Source organism: Mycolicibacter sinensis, assembly GCF_001667375.1.
GTDB classification, from domain to species: domain Bacteria; phylum Actinomycetota; class Actinomycetes; order Mycobacteriales; family Mycobacteriaceae; genus Mycobacterium; species Mycobacterium sinense_A.
In genome coordinates, this window is sequence record NZ_LZIN01000084.1 from 12,627 (window position 1) to 28,956 (window position 16,330).

Below are 16,330 nucleotides of genomic sequence, written 5' to 3' on the forward strand. Positions count from 1 at the left end.
GCGACTAGGGACTTCTGGCCCTGCCGACGCCGAGCGGCGCGGGCGGATCATAAAGAGCGGACGCAGGCAGGAGGTCCGCATCATGGAGCAACTGACCACACTGGACGCGGGTTTTCTGGAGGCCGAGGACTCCGACCGCCACATCAGCCTGGCGATCGGCGGGCTGGTCATCCTGGAAGGGCCGCCACCGGATTACGCCGCCCTGGTCTCCGCGTTGGGTGCGCGGATCAGCGGCTGCCGGCGGTTCGGCCAGAAACTGCAGGTGCACCCGTTCGACCTGGCGCCGCCGCAGTGGGTGGCCGATCCCGACTTCGACATGGGGCATCACCTGCGGCGGGTCGCGCTGCCGGGCCCGGGCGGCGACGCCGAACTGTTCGGCTTCGTCGCCGACCAGATGGCACGCCGGCTGGACCGGGATCGGCCGCTGTGGCACATCTGGGTGATCGAGGGGCTGACCGGCGACCGGTGGGCCATGCTGGTTAAAGTTCACCACTGTATCGGCGACGGGATCGCGACCTCGCACCTGTTCACCGGGCTCTGCGATGAAGGCGGCGACCTCGGCGGCGGGGTGGCGAGTTTCGCCGGCCACCTTCGGAGCTCGCACGAATCACATTCGGGTGAACGGCATTTCGGACTTCCCGCGGTGAACACCAGCCCTGCGGCCTGGGCCGCCGATCTGTGGAACGTGTCGACCGCGATCAGCGCCGCGGCCCTACGGGCCGCCCGCGGCACCGTCGAACTGTCCGCCGGGCTGCTGCACCAGGGCACCCCCACCTCGTTGAACGGACCGATGAGCGCGCTGCGCCGGTACAGCTCGGCGAAGGTATCGCTCGCCGACGTCCACCAGATCTGTCAGGCATTCGACGTGACCCTCAACGATGTCGCGCTGGCCGGCTTGACCGAGGCCTACCGCGGCATGCTGCACCGCCGCGGCGAACGCCCCCTGCCCGAAACGCTGCGCACGTTGGTGCCGGTGTCCACCCGCGGCGGCGACGCCGTCGACGCGACCGACAACCGGGTGTCGGTGATGCTGCCCTACCTGCCGGTGGAGGAGGACAACCCGGTGCGGCGGCTGAAACTGGTGCACGCGCGGCTGAGCCGAACCAAGCGCACCGGGCAGCGCCAAGCCGGCAGTGCGTTCGTCTCGGCGGCCAACCACATCCCGTTCCCGCTGACCGCATGGGCGGTGCGGCTGTTGACGCGGCTGCCCCAGCAGGGCGTCACCACCATCGCGACCAATGTGCCGGGTCCGTCGCAGACTCTGCACATCATGGGCCGCACCGTGCTCGACGTGCTTCCGGTGCCGCCGATCGCGCTGCAGCTGCGCACCGGGGTGGCGATGCTGAGCTACGCCGAGAGCCTGTTCTTCGGCGTACTGGCCGACTACGACACCATGCCCGACGTCGATGAATTCGCCCGCAGCATCGAGACGGCGGTGGCCCGGCTGGTGGCCGTCGCCAAGCGGCGCAAGGCCCACCGGGAGCACGCCGAACACGGGCGCCCGTCGCTGGTGGCGATCGGCTAAGCCAAGGCTCAGCCCGGCAGCACCGGCTGCGCGCCGGCGACCATGAACGGGCCCAGCGGCGACCAGCTCTGTTCGTCCTCGGCCCGCGCCGACGACAATGCCAACACCCCGCGCGGATCGGCCACGTAGACCGTGGACGGGTCGGCGACGATCGTGGACACCGGCAGCTGCAGATTGCCGTTGGGCGCATCGGAGTTCACCCCGTCGATGTTGACGTAGGACACCGGGTGCTTCGGGTCGGATCGGCTCACCACGATGTCGTCGCCGGTGCGCCAGCTCAGCGACACCACCGAGGAGCCGAGCCCGAAGCCCAGCCGGCGCGGATAGTTCAGCACGAACTGGCCGGCCGCGGTCTGCTCGACGCCGGCCAGGATCACCTGTCCGTCGATCACCATGGCGGCCCGGGTGCCGTCGCGGGACAGCTGCAGCTCGCTGATCGGTCCGGGGAACCTGGCGTTGATCGCCCCGGAGTCCACCGGAATCCGGGCCGGGCGGCCCGAGGCCACCTCTTGGATCGCGCGCAGGACGTTGTTGCCGTCGACGACCACCCATACCGCTTCGTCCAGCGACCAGCTCGGCCGCGACAGGGTGTGCCCCTCGGCGGCTCGCACCGCCTCGCCGCCGAGGTCGCCGATCCACAACGTGGCCGGCGGGTCGGGGGCGCCCGGGTGCACCACCACCGAGGCCACCTGGCGTCCGTTGCGCGACAACGCCGCCGACTCCTGGTCGGGTTCCCGCCCGAACGCGCCGGGCACCCGGTTGGCCTGCTGTCCGTCCAGGACGAGCAGTGACCCGCCGACCAGCGCATGGATTCCGGCGCCGGCGCCGTCGGAGGCGCCCGGGTCGGTGGTGGCCACGTCCGAGGTCGTCCAGCCGTCCGGGAACCGGTCGTCGAGCGCGGCGCCGTCGGCGGTGATCACGTACGGGCCCTTGATGTCCGCCCGGGCCAGGGTCCAGATCAGTTGGGCGGCAAGCAGTTGCCTGCTGTTGGGGTCGGTGGTCGACAGGCTGTCCAGGTCGATCTTCGCCCCGCCGTAGCCGCGGCCCACCCCGCTCTTGCCGCCGTCGGCCCGGGTCACCGGGCCGCGTAGCCGCAGCGGTGTGGCCAGCAGGTTGCGCACTCCGGCCATCTCCGGGCGCGGGCCGGCAATCAGCTTGGACACCAGCTCGGTGGCCAGCTGGTCGGGGTCGGACACCGCGACGTAGCGGGGATCGGGAACCACCGTCTTGCCGGTCGGGTCGACGAAATACAGCGTGTTGCGCTTGTAGGTGGCCTGAAACTGCTGCCAGTCCAAGAAGACTCCGTTGGGCAGCCGGTCGATGCGCCAGCCGTCAGAAGTCTTGAGCAGTTCGATCGGCTCCGGGGCGGGCAGCGCGCCCTCGGCGGTCTCGAACACCCCCATGTCCGACAGCGAACCCAGCATGTCGGCGCGCATGGTGACCGCGACCCGGTCGGCGCTGCGGGTCTCGACGAACACCACGTTGTCGATCAGCAGCGCACTGCCGGCGTCGTCCCAGGCGTCCGACGCCGACTGGGTGAGAAACTGCCGTGCCGCGCGGTGCCGGTTGGCCGGATCGGCGGTGGCCTTGAGGAATTCGCGCAGCAACACATCGGGGTCCATGCCCGGGGTGGGCTTGGGCAGCACCGTCGGCGGCGGCGCCTGCACCGTGCCGATCGCCTGCGGGGCCGATGTGCTGGGCACTCCGGCGCAGCCCGCCAACGCCAGGGCGGTTATCAGGGCGAGGATCAGCGCCGCCGCGCGCAGCCGGCGGTTAGCGAGGCTCGACGCAGGAGAGACGAAGCTGGACCGCCGCATCCGAACCCGCGCCATCATCCGCTCCGCTCGGCGTGTTCACGCGCTCGCTGCCGAAGCTCGCGGCGCTCGGCGGCGGTGACCGGCTTCATCGGCAGCGGGCTGGTGGTGACCTTATGGCCGCGCACCAGCGGCAGGGTCAACCGGAAGCAGGCGCCCTTGCCGGGTTCGCCCCAGGCCTCCAGCCGGCCCTGGTGCAGCCGGGCGTCCTCGACGCTGATCGCCAGCCCCAGCCCGGTCCCCCCGGAGCGCCGCACCCGCGAGGGGTCAGCGCGCCAGAACCGGCTGAACACCAGCTTCTCCTCCCCCGGCCGCAACCCCACCCCGTGGTCGCGGACGGTGACCGCGACGGTGTCGTCGTCGGCGCGCATCCGGATCACCACCGGCTTGTGCTCGGCGTGGTCGATCGCATTGGCGATCAGGTTGCGCAGGATGCGTTCCACCCGGCGCGGATCCACCTCGGCGATCACCCCCTCGCCCGGCAGGTCCACCCGCAGCTCGACGCCGGCCTCGGCGGCCAGATGTCCCACGTTGTCCAGCGCGCTCTTGACCGTCGAGCGCAGGTCCACCGACTCCACCGACAGCTCGGCCACCCCGGCGTCGTGCCGGGAGATCTCCAGCAGATCGTTCAGCAAGGATTCGAACCGGTCGAGTTCGCTGACCAGCAGCTCGGTGGAGCGTCGCAGGGAGGGCTCCAGGTCTTGGCTGTGGTCGTGGATCAAATCGGCGGCCATCCGCACGGTGGTCAGCGGGGTGCGCAGCTCGTGGCTGACGTCGGAGGTGAACCGGCGCTGCAGGTTACCGAACTCTTCGAGCTGGGTGATCTGGCGCGACAGGCTCTCGGCCATATCGTTGAACGACACCGCGAGCCGGGCCATGTCGTCTTCGCCGCGGACCGGCATGCGTTCGGACAGGTGCCCCTCGGCGAACCGTTCGGCGATCCGCGAGGCCGACCGCACCGGCAGCACCACCTGCCGGGACACCAAAAGCGCAATGCCGGCCAGCAGCACCAGCAGCACCAGGCCGCCGGTGGCGATGGTGCCGCGCACCATGCTGATCGTGTTGCGCTCGGTGCCCAACGGATAGATCAAGTACAGCTCCAGGTTGGTGATCCGCGACGTCGTCGGCGTCCCGATCACCAGCGCCGGGCCGGAAAACCCCTCCACGTGCACGGGGGCGTACTGGTAGCTGACCTGGCCGGCCTTGACGAATTCGCGCAGTGCGACCGGCACCTGCTCGACCGGCCCGGCGGTGGTCGCCGCCCGCGGGCCTTCGCCGAGCACCACCAGCACCGCGTCGAACGCGCCCGCGGTTCCGCTGCCGGCGGCCGGGCCGGTTTTGCTCATCAGCGTGTTGCGCGCCAGTTGCAGGCTCGAGGTCAGCGAGCGAGCCTCCTCACCGCCGACGATGCCGCCGGCCGTGACGCGGGCCCGCTCGATCTGTTCGGTGGCCGCCCGGACCTTGACGTCCAGCACCCGGTCGGTGATCTGGCTGGTCAAAACGAATCCGAGCGCCAAGATGACCGCAGCCGACAACCCCATCGTGAGCACCACGACCCGCAGCTGCAGTGACCGGCGCCAGGCGACCTGCACCGCGCGGCGCAGCGTGTTCACGCCGAGCAGCAAGGGACCCGACCGCCGGGGGCGCCGTCTGGAGCTGAAGATCACGTGCGCCGCTCCCCGGTGGGGATCACGGAGGTCCGGCCTTGTAACCCACTCCTCGAACGGTCAGCACCACGGTCGGGTTCTCCGGGTCTTGCTCCACCTTGGCCCGTAGGCGCTGGACGTGCACGTTCACCAGCCGGGTGTCGGCCGGATGCCGGTATCCCCAGACCTGTTCGAGGAGCACTTCACGAGTAAACACCTGGCGCGGCTTGCGTGCCAGGGCCACCAGCAGGTCGAACTCCAACGGCGTCAGGGAGATCTGCTCACCGGCACGACTCACCTTGTGCGCCGGGACATCGATGTCGATGTCGGCGATCGAGAGCATCTCGGCCGGCTCGTCGTCGTTGCGGCGCAGCCTCGCGCGCACGCGGGCCACCAGTTCCTTGGGCTTGAACGGCTTCATGATGTAGTCGTCGGCGCCCGACTCCAGCCCCAGCACCACGTCGACGGTGTCGGTTTTGGCGGTGAGCATCACGATCGGCACCCCGGAGTCCTTGCGCAGCACCCGGCACACGTCGATGCCGTTCATGCCGGGCAGCATCAGGTCCAGCAGCACCAGATCGGGCCGCAGCTCGTGCACCGCGGTGAGCGCCTGGGTGCCGTCACCGACGACCGCGGTGTCGAAACCCTCCCCACGCAGCACGATGGTGAGCATCTCGGCCAGCGAAGCGTCGTCGTCGACGACGAGAATCCTTTGCCTCATGGCGTACATGGTGTCATCAGATCGAGACAAAATCCTGCTACCACGCGCGTGTTTCGCAGGTTAAACGTGCAGAACGCCGGCCAGCTCGGCCGCCGAGACCGTCGGGCCGGCCAGCTGCCACCGCCCGGCGAACCCGGTTCGGGCCAGTCCGCGGTACACCTCGCCGGTGCGGCGCTGCAGGCCGTCGTCGCGCTCGTAGCTGTCGCGGGCCCGGGCGGTGTCGTGCGCCTCGCGATTCCGGGCGCGCTGGGCGGCGAGGTCGGCGGGGACGTCCAGGAGGATCTGCCAGTCCGGCGCGGGCAGCCCGAGCCGCTCGAATTCCAGCTGCCGCACCCAGGCGACCACCCCGCCGTCGGCGTCCTGATGCAGCCGGGCGGCGCTGTAGGCGGCGTTGGAGGCCACATACCGGTCCAGGATCACCACGTCGTGGCTGGTCTGCAGGCCCGCGATCTCCTCTATGGCGCCGGCCCGGTCCAGCGCGAACAGCAACGCCATCGCGTACACCGAATCGGCCAGGTCACCGTGCTGCCCGCGCAGCGCCTCGGCGGCGACGTCGGCGGTCACCGAGCTGCCGTAGCGCGGGAACGCGCAAGTTGCCACCGATTTCCCGGCGGCTTCGAACGCCGCGCGCAACCCCTGGGTCAGGGTGTTCTTGCCGGCGCCGTCGACGCCTTCGATCGCGATCAGCATGGCGCGAGTGTGCGGTTTCGCACGCCACCTACGGTGTGTTGCGTACGAAACCGCACGGTCGACATGGAATCAGTACCGGTAGTGGTCCGGCTTGTACGGGCCTTCGACGTCGACGCCGATGTACTCGGCCTGGTCCTTGGTCAGCTTGGTCAGCGTGCCGCCCAGGGCCTCGACGTGGATGCGGGCCACCTTCTCGTCGAGGTGCTTGGGCAGCCGGTAGACCTCGTTGTCGTACTCGTCGCCCTTGGTCCACAGCTCGATCTGAGCGATCACCTGGTTGGAGAAGCTGTTGCTCATCACGAACGACGGGTGGCCGGTGGCGTTGCCCAGGTTGAGCAGCCGACCCTCGGACAGCACGATGATCGACTTGCCGGTGTCGGGGAAGGTCCAGACGTCGACCTGCGGCTTGACGTTGTCGCGCACCGCGCCGGAAGTCTCCAGGGCGGCCATGTCGATCTCGTTGTCGAAATGACCGATGTTGCCCAGGATGGCCTGGTTCTTCATCGCCTTCATGTGCTCGAGGGTGATGATGTCCTTGTTGCCGGTGGTGGTGATGACGATGTCGGCATCGCCGATGGCCTGCTCGACCGTCTGGACGTCGTAGCCCTCCATCAGCGCCTGCAGCGCGTTGATCGGGTCGATTTCGGTGACCGTCACCCGGGCGCCCTGGCCCTTGAGCGACTCCGCCGAGCCCTTGCCGACGTCACCGAAACCGCAGACCAGCGCCTTCTTGCCGCCGATCAGCGCGTCGGTGCCGCGGTTGATGCCGTCGATCAGCGAGTGCCGGCAACCGTACTTGTTGTCGAACTTGCTCTTGGTGACCGAGTCGTTGACGTTGATCGCCGGGAACACCAGCTCACCGGCGGCGGCCAGCTGGTACAGGCGCAGCACACCGGTGGTGGTCTCCTCGGTGACGCCCTTGACCGACTCGGCGATCTTGGTCCACTTGGTCTTGTCGGTCTCGAAGCGCTCGCGCAGGGTGTTCAGGAAGACCTTCCACTCGTGCGAGTCGCCGTCCTCAGCCGGCGGGACCACGCCGGCCTTCTCGTACTGGGCGCCGCGCAGCACCATCATGGTGGCGTCGCCGCCGTCGTCGAGGATCATGTTGGCCGGCTCGCCGTCCCAGGTCAGGGCCTGCTCGGCGCACCACCAGTACTCCTCCAGGCTCTCGCCCTTCCAGGCGAAGACCGGGGTGCCCTTGGGCTCCTCGACGGTGCCGTGCGGCCCGACGACGACCGCAGCGGCGGCATGGTCCTGGGTGGAGAAGATGTTGCAGGACGCCCAGCGGACCTCTGCGCCCAGGTCGACCAGGGTCTCGATGAGCACCGCGGTCTGGATCGTCATGTGCAGTGAGCCGGTGATGCGGGCGCCCTTGAGCGGGTTGACGCCGTGGTACTCGTTACGCAGCGCCATCAGGCCGGGCATCTCGTGCTCGGCCAGCCGGATCTCCTTGCGGCCGTACTCGGCCTGCGACAGGTCGGCCACCTTGTAGTCGATGCCGTTGCGGCTGTCCGCGGTCAAACTCATCAGTGCGCCCCCGTAGGTTCAGTGAAATCAGCTCCGCTACAAGCTACCGGCGGAGGCCGGAGAATGCTCGAGCGGGTCAATCGCCGTCGATGACCCCGTAGGTCTCTGCCGCCGGGGTGAACAACCGGGCCAGGTCAGCGGCCACATCGTGGTCGGCTTCTGGGGGCATCGAAACGTAGCTCATGGCCAGTCGGACGATGGCCCGGGCCAGGATCCCGGCGTCTTCCTCGCTGGCCTTGACCCAGCTGTGCATGAACGACGACGTGAGCCGCTGCGAGCAGCGGGTGATGATCGGGCCGCTGTCGGTGGTGATGATTTGCAGCAGGTCGGGCTTGGCGACACCGGTCAGCAGCGAGATCACCAGCGGGTCGGCGGCCGAGGAGGAGAAGAAGGACCGGAACCCTTCCAGGAACGCGGCATGGACGTCGCCGACGTTGCCGTAGATCGCGCGTTCGACGGAGTCGACGAGCCGGTCGGCCAGCCGGATGGCATAGCCCTGCGCCAAGCCTTGGCGCGAGCCGAACTCGTTGTAGATGGTCTGTCGGCTGACGCCGGCCGCCTCCGCCACCGCGGCCAGCGTGATCGACGACCAGTCCCGGCTGGTCAGCAGCTCCCGCATCGCGTCGAGCACCGAGTCGCGCAGCAGCGCCCGGGATGCCTCGGCGTAGGGAATGCGTTTCACCACCGCGAGATTAGTGGGTATCACGCGGGGACCTGTTCGAAGTCTTGCTTCTCGCGGACCGCGCAGTCCGGGCAGCACCAGTCCTCGGGGATCTGCGCCCATGCCGTGCCGGCCGGGAATCCTTCCCGAGGCGCGCCGAGCGTCTCGTCGTAGACGTAGTCGCAGCCCGGGCAGCGGTAGGCCGCCATCACGCGGCCGCCCGCTCGATGTCGCTCGCCCCGTAGCGGTCCAGGATCTTCTTCCGCCGGCGCGGGTCGATGTTGGCCCGGGTGATGTCGCCGCCGTAGTGTGCCAGCACCCGGTGATCCATCAGCTTGCGCCACAGCGGCGGGATATAGGTCAGCCCGATCAGCGACGCGTACCCGCTGGGCAGGTTCGGCGCCTCGGCCATGCTGCGCAGCGTCTGGTAGCGCCGGGTCGGGTTGGCGTGGTGGTCGCTGTGCCGCTGCAGGTGGTAGAGAAAGAGGTTGGTGACCAGATGGTCGGAGTTCCAGCTGTGTTCGGGCGTGCAGCGTTCGTAGCGGCCGTTGGCACGGGTCTGACGCAGCAGCCCGTAGTGCTCGATGTAGTTCACCGATTCCAGCAGCGAGAAGCCGTAGACGGCCTGGATGACGACGAACGGGATCAGCGCCGGCCCGAACACCGCGATCAGCACGCCCCAGAACACCACCGACATCAGCCATGCGTTGAGCACGTCGTTGGACAACCGCCAGGGATTTTTGTCCAGCCGACGCAGCCGCGCCGCCTCCAGTTGCCACGCCGAACGCAGCCCACCGAAGACGGTGCGCGGCAAGAACTCCCAGAACGTCTCGCCGAACCGGCCCGACGCCGGGTCTTCGGGGGTAGCCACCCGCACGTGGTGGCCGCGGTTGTGCTCGATGTAGAAGTGGCCGTAGCAGCTCTGCGCCAGGGTGATCTTGGACAGCCAGCGCTCCAGCCGAGCCTTCTTGTGCCCCAGTTCGTGGGCGGTGTTGATGCCGACGCCGCCCAGCACCCCCACCGACAGCGCCAGCCCGATTTTGGCGAACCAGCTGAGTGACCCCTCGACACCCAGCCAGCTCAGGTCGGTGGCGGTGAACAGGTAGGCGCCGAACACGACGCTGGCGTACTGGCACGGGATGTAGGCGTACGTGCAGTAGCGGTAGTACCGGTCGTTCTCCAGCTGCACCATGGCTTCCTCGGGCGCGTTCTGTCCGTCGACGCCGAAGCGCAGGTCCAGTGCGGGCAGCAGCAGGTAGACCAGGATCGGCCCGATCCAGAACGGCAGCTGCGCGGCGGTGTGCCAGCCGAGCCGGTTCATCGCCGCGACGATCGGCAGCATGGTGAACAGGGCGGTCGGGGCGATCAGTCCCATGAGCCACAGGTATCGCTTCTTGTCCCGCCACGCCTGCGTTGTTGCCGCCGCCGCGCCCGTGTGCGCCATCCCGCGCCCCTCCTTGTGAGTTCGACCACCGTCGCGGATGGACATTACCGGTTCGCACGTCGGTTGTCTAGACATTTGATAGTAATTTGTACACGGTGATTCGGCGTACCGCGGCCGATGAATCCGTATAACTTTGAGTGCACTTTGACTGCAGAATCACGGATGACGACGGGGGCTTCGCGGCCCCGTTCGGCCTTCCGGGTCGGCGCCGATTATGCGGCCGGGCTGGCCTTTGCCCACCTGCTCACCAGCGCCGAGGCGATCGCGGTGGTGCTGTCCCTGAGCGGTGAGACGCCGACCGGCGCCGATATCCTGCTGCGCCCGCAGCACGTGATCCTGACCGGGGTGCTGGTCGGGCTGGGCACCTTGGCCGTGGTCATCGCGGGAACGGCCAGCATCGCTGGATCGCTGCGCTGGTACACCGCCGGTCAGCAGCCCGACGCCGGTCAACGTCGGGGCGCGATCAACATCCTGCGCCGTCAGTCGACGATCGTGCTGGGCACCTGGGTGATCGGCGGGGCCATCGGCCTGGCCGCGCTGCGCTCGACAGACGTCGGGCTGATGGTGCTGCTGGCCATGGTCGTCGTCTTCGGCGGAGCCGCCTCGGTGTGCACCAGCATGCTGTTCACCCACCGCACCTTCCGGCCGATCGTGGCGGCCACCTGGCGCAATACCGACGTCCGCGCCACCGCCCCCGGTGTGCTGGCCCGGCTGGTCACCATGTGGTTCATCACCTGCGCGCTGCCCGCCGCGGCCATCGTCGTCCTGATCGCCTGCCGGCGGATGGGGTGGGTCATCGACCGCAGCGCCTCGGTGGAGACCCCGGTGCTGGTGCTGTGCCTGGTCGCGGTGCTGCTCGGGATGCGCGCCATGATCCTGGTGGCCCGCTCGGTCTCCGATCCGGTCGGCGAGGTCGTCGCCGCGATGGCCCGGGTCCAGCACGGCGAGATGGACGTCTCGGTCAGCGTCTATGAACACTCCGAGATCGGCCGGCTGCAAACCGGATTCAACCGGATGGTGGCCGGCCTGCGTGAACGCGACCGGCTGCGGGATCTGTTCGGTCGGCACGTCGGCCCGGAGGTGGCCCGCCTGGCCGTCGAGCAGGAGCGCGCGCTCGCCGGCGACGTGCAGGAGGCGGCGATCCTGTTCATCGACCTGGTGGGTTCGACGGAGTTGGCGGCCACCCATCCCCCGGACGAGGTCGCCGCGGTGCTCAACGACTTCTTCCGCATCGTGGTGGCCGCAGTCGACGCGCAGCAGGGCTCGATCAACAAGTTTCAGGGCGACGCGGCCCTGGCGGTGTTCGGCGCACCGGTACCCTTCGACGGGTCGGCCGCGGCGGCGCTGGCCACCGCCCGCACCCTGCACACCACGCTTCGCCGGCTGCCGTTGGTGGACTTCGGGATCGGCGTCTCGGCGGGGCCGGTGTTCGCCGGCAACATCGGCAGCGAGAACCGCTACGAGTACACCGTGGTCGGTGACGCCGTCAACGAGGCGGCGCGGTTAGCCGACCGCGCCAAGGCCGTCAGCGCCCGCGTGCTGTGCTCGCAGACCGCGCTGGAACGCGCCGACGAGCACGAGCTCAGGAACTGGGCGCGGCACGGCTCGGCGGTGCTGCGCGGGCGTGCCCAGCCCACGGTGATGTCCATGCCGACAGCCGGGGTGTGACCCAGCTCCCACACTCATGCCACACTCAGGGCATGGTTTACGCGATCGCCCGCCCGCAGATCGAGGGCAACATTGCCGTCGGTGAAGACCGTCAGCTCGGCTTCGCCGAGTTCGGCGCTCCGCATGGCCGGGCGATGTTCTGGCTGCACGGCACCCCCGGCGCCCGCCGCCAGATCCCGGTCGAGGCGCGGGTCTACGCCAAGGAGGCGAACATTCGCCTGATCGGGGTGGACCGGCCCGGCATCGGTTCCTCGACGCCGTACCAGTACCAGACGGTGTCCCAGTTCGCCGACGACCTGCGCACCGTGGCCGACACGCTCGGCATCGACAAGATGGCGGTCATCGGGCTGTCCGGCGGCGGCCCCTACACCCTGGCGTGCGCGGCGGCGATGCCCGAGCGGGTGGTGGCCGCCGGAATCCTCGGCGGTGTCGCCCCGGCGGTGGGCCCCGATGCCATCGACAGCGGTCTGATGACACTGGCGCGGATCGCCGAGCCGGTGCTGCAGCGCGCCGGGCGCCCGATCAGCATCCTGGCCACCGGCCTGATCCGGATGATCCGGCCGGTGGCCGAACCGGCGCTGGAGCTCTACGCGCTGATCTCCCCCGAGGGCGACCGCCGGCTGCTGGCCCGGCCGGAGTTCAAGGCGATGTTCCTCGACGACCTGCTCAACGGCTCCCGCAAGCAGCTCGCCGCTCCCATCGCCGACGCCGTGCTGTTCGCCCGCTACTGGGGCTTCCGGCTCGACGAGGTGAAGGTGCCGGTGCACTGGTGGCACGGCGACGCCGACCACATCGTCCCGTTCGCACACGGGGAACACGCCGTCTCCCTGCTGCCCGACGCGCGGCTGTACCCGATCCCCGGCGAAAGCCACCTCGCCGGGCTTGGTCGCGCCGCGGAGATTCTGCGCACCATGGACGAGGCCTGGGAGCGCGCCGAGTCGCGCTGACCGAGCCATGACCGCACCCCAATCGATCAGGGAACTGTTCGCCCAGCTCGGCCTGCAGGAGGTGCCGTCGGCGGACGGGACCCTGACCATGGAGATGCCCGTCGACGAGCGGGTGGTCAACACCGCCGGCGGACTGCAAGGCGGGTTGATCGCCACCATGGCCGACGTCGCGGCCGGGCAGCTCGCCGCTCGCAGCACGGCATTCGGCAACGGCATCGCCACCACCGATCTGTTCATCCGCTACCTGCGGCCGATCAAGATCGGGCCGGCCCGGGCGGTGGCGACCATCCTGCGCACCGGCCGACGTTCGGTGGTCGTCCAGGTCGACATCTACCGGGGCAACGACGACGAACTCGCGGCCACCGCGACGGTGAACTTCGCGGCCATCGAACTGCCGGGCGGGTAGCGCGCGCTCAGTGCGCCGCGGTGCGCCGGCTCTCGATGAAGTGCGGCAGCCGGAACCGGCGCGGCTCATGTGCGACCGGCGCCTCCTGCGCCACTCCGCCGTTCTGCGCCGCGGCGTAGGCCCCCGAGTTACCGGTGACGCGCAGCACCTGGCCGCGCCAGGTGATATCGGCCTCCCGGTAAGCCTGCACCAGCGCGCGCTCCAGCAGTTCGTCGGCCTGCTCGATGGAAAGCGCTGCCAGCTCGACGAAGTCGCCGTCGCGGGCGTCGAGTTTGAGCGTCGTCGGCCCGGTCTCGACCAGATCGCAGTTGGCCCGGATGCTCAGTTCGGCATTCGAGCGCGCCAATCCGGCCAGCGCGTAGGCGCCCAACAACGCCCGGCAGGCCTCGTCGCCGGCGGGTCCGCTGTCGAATCGCAGTTGCCGCAGTGCGGCGAAGCTGAGTACCTGGGTGCGGATGATGCGGCTGCAACAGACGGTGTCGGAGCCAGCGCGCGAGTCAGCCGCTGCGCCTTCGACGAGCACGCCGATGATCTCACCGGAGACCGCCCCGCGAAAGCGGCTCTGGCCGGTGCCGCGGGCGGCGTCGATCGCGCCAAACACCAGGCTGCCGGGGCTCAATTCCATTAGGGCGCGGGCGTTTTCGGGGGTGCTCTCGCGGGCGGCCCGATAGACCGGGTAAGCGACCGCCGGCTGGGCGTCGATCGACCCGGTCAAGAAGTGGCCGTCGAAAACCCGTTGCGGCAGTTCGAGATCGGTGTAGACCGTCCGGCCGCCCTCGTAGGAGACCTCCATGCGCGGCACCCGGCTCAGTACCGGGTGCTGATCGCGGATGCCGCGCAGGATCGCGGCTTCCACGCGCTGGATCTGACCTTGGTTGTCGTCGACGACCACTGTCGCCGTCGGGTTGCCATCGATCAGGCGGGTCTCGGTGGCGATGGCCGACGGGCCACGTCCGGCCCGGTGGGCCGGGCTGATCGCGGCGTGGGGCCCGCCCGCCGGCGCCAACTCGGTGGCAAGGCTCAACGTGCTGGCCCCGCCGGCCTGACAAGCGGCGCTGAGCTGTCGGTAGGAGAAGCGGGACAAAACGGTCAACCTTTCTGCTCCAGCGAGTCTGGCACAGGTGTGCGGTCCAGGTCAGGTTCGAGAAAGATGACCCGGGCTGCGGGCACGGCCGCGCGGATGTTGGCTTCGGCTTCGTCGATGGTGGCCGCGATCGCGGCCAGATCCAGCCCGGGAAGCACCGCGATCTTGGCCCCCACCAACATCTCGTCGGGACCCAGGTACAGGGTGCGGATGTGGATCAGCCGGGTGACGTTGACGGTGCCTTCCAGCGCCGCCCGAATGGCCCGGTCCTCGGCGATGGTGGCGCCCTCCCCGATCAGCAGGCTGTGCATCTCGACCATCAGGAACACCGCGATCACCCCGAGCAGCGCGCCGATGCCCAGGGTCGCCACGCCGTCCCAGACCGGGTTGCCGGTGAGCATGCTCAGGCCCACCCCCGCCAGCGCCAGCATCAGGCCGATCAGCGCGCCGGTGTCCTCCAGCAGCACCACTGGAAGCTCCGGGTTACGCGAGGTGCGCAGGAACCGCAACCAGCTGCCCTCGCCCTTCAACGGACGCGACTCGCGCAGCGCGGTGCGAAAACTGTAGGTCTCCAACCCGATTGCCACCGCCAGGATCGCCACCGCCACCAGCGGGGAACTCAGCTCGACCGGGTGGCGGACTTTCTCGTAGCCCTCGTAGATCGCGAACATCGAGCCGAGGCTGAACAGCACCAGCGCCACCACGAACGACCAGAAGTAGCGGCTGCGCCCGTACCCGAACGGGTGCAGCGCATCGGGGGCCTTGGCCGCGGCCCGCTGGCCGTAGAGCAGCAGCGCCTGGTTGGAGGTGTCGACCACCGAGTGCACCGCCTCGGCGAGCATGGCGGCGCTGCCCGTGATCAGATAGCCGACGAACTTCGCCGCCGCGATTCCGGCGTTGGCGACCAGCGCCGCGATGATCGCCCTGGTACTACCGGACGAGGACACTCACAGGCCTATCGTCGCCCGAAACAGTGCCGTCGGCTGCTGGGCCAGCAGCCGGATCGGCCCGTCGTCACTGGGCACCCAGGCCGACTCGCCCCGGTGCAGCGTCAACGTCCCCGTCTTGGCGTGCACGGTGACCGAGCCCTCGGTGCACAGCAGGATCTGCGGGCCGTCATGGTGGGCCGGCGCGTCCAACTCATGACCGAGGTAGGCGCCGTCCAGTGTCAGCCGTGACACCGCGAACTCCTCGGCGGGAGTCTGGTAGACCACCTCGGGCCCGTCGGTGTGCACCGCCGCGCGCAGCGCCTCCTCGGTGGTCGGAGTGAAGTCCAGCACCCGCAGCAGTTCGGGGACGTCGACGTGCTTGGGCGTCAGTCCGCCGCGAAGGACGTTGTCGGAGTTGGCCATCACCTCCAGCCCGACACCGTGCAGGTAGGTGTGCAGGTTGCCGGCCGACAAGAAGATCGCCTCTCCGGGGGCCAGGCTGACCCGGTTGAGCAACAGCGCGGCCAGCACACCGGCGTCGCCCGGGTAGCGCTCACCGAGTTCGAGCACCGTCTTGGCCTCCGCGGCAAATTCGCCGGCCTCGGAACTGAGGTACTGAATGGCCCCTTCGAGCACCGCGGGCACCAGCACGTCGAGGTCGGGCTGGGGCGCGGTGATCCAGGTGGTGAACAGGGCCCGCAGGCCGTCGGCGTCGGACTGGCCACCGTCCGGGCAGGCACCGAGCAGGTCGATGAACGGGTCGAGGTCCGAGACCGCCAGCGCCCGCAGCAGCTCGATGGTCCGCGCCGCGGGCCGGAAACCGGCCAGCGCCTCGAACGGCTGCAGCGCCACCAGCAGTTCCGGTTTGTGGCTGGTGTCGCGATAGTTGCGGATCGGCGAGGACACCGGAACCCCGAGCCGCTCCTCGCGCTCGTAGCCCTCGATCGCCTGCATGGTGCTGGGGTGGGCCTGCAGGGACAGCGGCTCGTCGGCGGCCAGCACCTTGACCAGGAACGGCAGCCGGTCACCGAAGCGGGCGTGCGCCACCGCGCCGAGCTGGCCCTCCCAGTCGGCGGTCAAGACGTCCAGCAGCGACGCCTCGCCGTCGGCAGTCTCCAGCCAGGCCGGATCCCCGGGGTGCGCGCCCAGCCACAGCTCGGCCTCCGGGTGTGCCGCTGGGACCGGCCGACCGGTGAACTCGGCGATAGCGGTCCTCGAGCCCCATGCGTAGGTCCGTATCGCGCCGCGTAGTGGTTCCACAGTTCTTG

15 protein-coding genes are annotated in these 16,330 nt (G+C 69.4%); 4 read left to right on the top strand and 11 right to left on the bottom strand.

The annotated features are described in order from the left end of the window. Nucleotides 1–82: 82 nt before the first annotated feature. A complete protein-coding gene (locus tag A5771_RS17610; RefSeq protein ID WP_064856482.1) occupies nt 83–1,525 on the top strand; it encodes a WS/DGAT/MGAT family O-acyltransferase in 1,443 nt (480 codons plus the stop codon). Between the two features lie 8 nt (nt 1,526–1,533). Here A5771_RS17610 and lpqB read toward each other — a convergent pair whose 3' ends face one another. The 8 genes from lpqB to A5771_RS17650 form a co-directional block, all read right to left on the bottom strand. Next, nucleotides 1,534–3,357 carry an MtrAB system accessory lipoprotein LpqB gene (lpqB, locus tag A5771_RS17615; protein ID WP_234783101.1) on the bottom strand — a complete coding sequence of 608 codons (1,824 nt, stop codon included), beginning with the start codon at nt 3,355–3,357 and terminating at the stop codon, nt 1,534–1,536. Continuing rightward, nucleotides 3,357–5,006, bottom strand: a complete 1,650-nt coding sequence (gene mtrB, locus A5771_RS17620; protein WP_064856483.1) for an MtrAB system histidine kinase MtrB — start codon at nt 5,004–5,006, stop codon at nt 3,357–3,359. Before mtrB ends, lpqB begins: the two co-directional genes overlap by 1 nt. 22 nt (nt 5,007–5,028) lie before the next feature. Next, nucleotides 5,029–5,715, bottom strand: a complete 687-nt coding sequence (gene mtrA, locus A5771_RS17625; protein ID WP_019737852.1) for a two-component system response regulator MtrA — start codon at nt 5,713–5,715, stop codon at nt 5,029–5,031. A gap of 51 nt (nt 5,716–5,766) precedes the next feature. Further along, nucleotides 5,767–6,396 carry a dTMP kinase gene (locus A5771_RS17630; protein ID WP_064856484.1) on the bottom strand — a complete coding sequence of 210 codons (630 nt, stop codon included), beginning with the start codon at nt 6,394–6,396 and terminating at the stop codon, nt 5,767–5,769. Between the two features lie 69 nt (nt 6,397–6,465). Beyond that, nucleotides 6,466–7,926 carry an adenosylhomocysteinase gene (ahcY, locus tag A5771_RS17635; RefSeq protein WP_109401192.1) on the bottom strand — a complete coding sequence of 487 codons (1,461 nt, stop codon included), beginning with the start codon at nt 7,924–7,926 and terminating at the stop codon, nt 6,466–6,468. A 73-nt stretch (nt 7,927–7,999) separates the two neighbouring features. Further along, a complete protein-coding gene (gene alkX / locus A5771_RS17640) occupies nt 8,000–8,605 on the bottom strand; it encodes a TetR family transcriptional regulator AlkX (protein WP_064856518.1) in 606 nt (201 codons plus the stop codon). A gap of 20 nt (nt 8,606–8,625) precedes the next feature. Further along, entirely contained in the window at nt 8,626–8,793 is a 168-nt protein-coding gene (locus A5771_RS17645; RefSeq protein ID WP_064856486.1) for a rubredoxin, read from the bottom strand. Beyond that, nucleotides 8,793–10,028 (bottom strand): alkane 1-monooxygenase, encoded by a 1,236-nt coding sequence (locus tag A5771_RS17650; RefSeq protein ID WP_064856487.1) that lies wholly within the window; start codon nt 10,026–10,028, stop codon nt 8,793–8,795. Before A5771_RS17650 ends, A5771_RS17645 begins: the two co-directional genes overlap by 1 nt. Before the next feature lie 225 nt (nt 10,029–10,253). On the opposite strand from A5771_RS17650, the gene A5771_RS17655 reads away from it, so the two are divergent. From A5771_RS17655 to A5771_RS17665, 3 genes are read left to right on the top strand one after another with little or no spacing between them, the layout of a single operon-like run. Further along, complete coding sequence (locus tag A5771_RS17655) at nt 10,254–11,696, top strand: adenylate/guanylate cyclase domain-containing protein (RefSeq protein WP_064856519.1); 1,443 nt, start codon at nt 10,254–10,256, stop codon at nt 11,694–11,696. A gap of 32 nt (nt 11,697–11,728) precedes the next feature. Then, a complete protein-coding gene (locus tag A5771_RS17660; protein WP_064856488.1) occupies nt 11,729–12,643 on the top strand; it encodes an alpha/beta fold hydrolase in 915 nt (304 codons plus the stop codon). 7 nt (nt 12,644–12,650) lie between these two features. After that, nucleotides 12,651–13,049: a PaaI family thioesterase gene (locus tag A5771_RS17665; RefSeq protein WP_064856489.1), complete on the top strand. Its 399-nt coding sequence runs from the start codon at nt 12,651–12,653 to the stop codon at nt 13,047–13,049. Between the two features lie 7 nt (nt 13,050–13,056). Here A5771_RS17665 and A5771_RS17670 read toward each other — a convergent pair whose 3' ends face one another. Genes A5771_RS17670 through manA form a run of 3 tightly spaced genes read right to left on the bottom strand, consistent with a single transcriptional unit; the run spans nt 13,057 to nt 16,322 of the window. Beyond that, nucleotides 13,057–14,142, bottom strand: coding sequence for a type I-U CRISPR-associated protein Cas7 (locus A5771_RS17670; RefSeq protein WP_234783099.1), 1,086 nt, complete (start codon nt 14,140–14,142; stop codon nt 13,057–13,059). Then, nucleotides 14,139–15,080: a cation diffusion facilitator family transporter gene (locus A5771_RS17675; RefSeq protein WP_064856491.1), complete on the bottom strand. Its 942-nt coding sequence runs from the start codon at nt 15,078–15,080 to the stop codon at nt 14,139–14,141. The genes A5771_RS17670 and A5771_RS17675 overlap by 4 nt, the downstream gene beginning before the upstream one ends. Then, complete coding sequence (gene manA, locus A5771_RS17680; RefSeq protein ID WP_064856492.1) at nt 15,081–16,322, bottom strand: mannose-6-phosphate isomerase, class I; 1,242 nt, start codon at nt 16,320–16,322, stop codon at nt 15,081–15,083. Nucleotides 16,323–16,330: the final 8 nt, after the last annotated feature.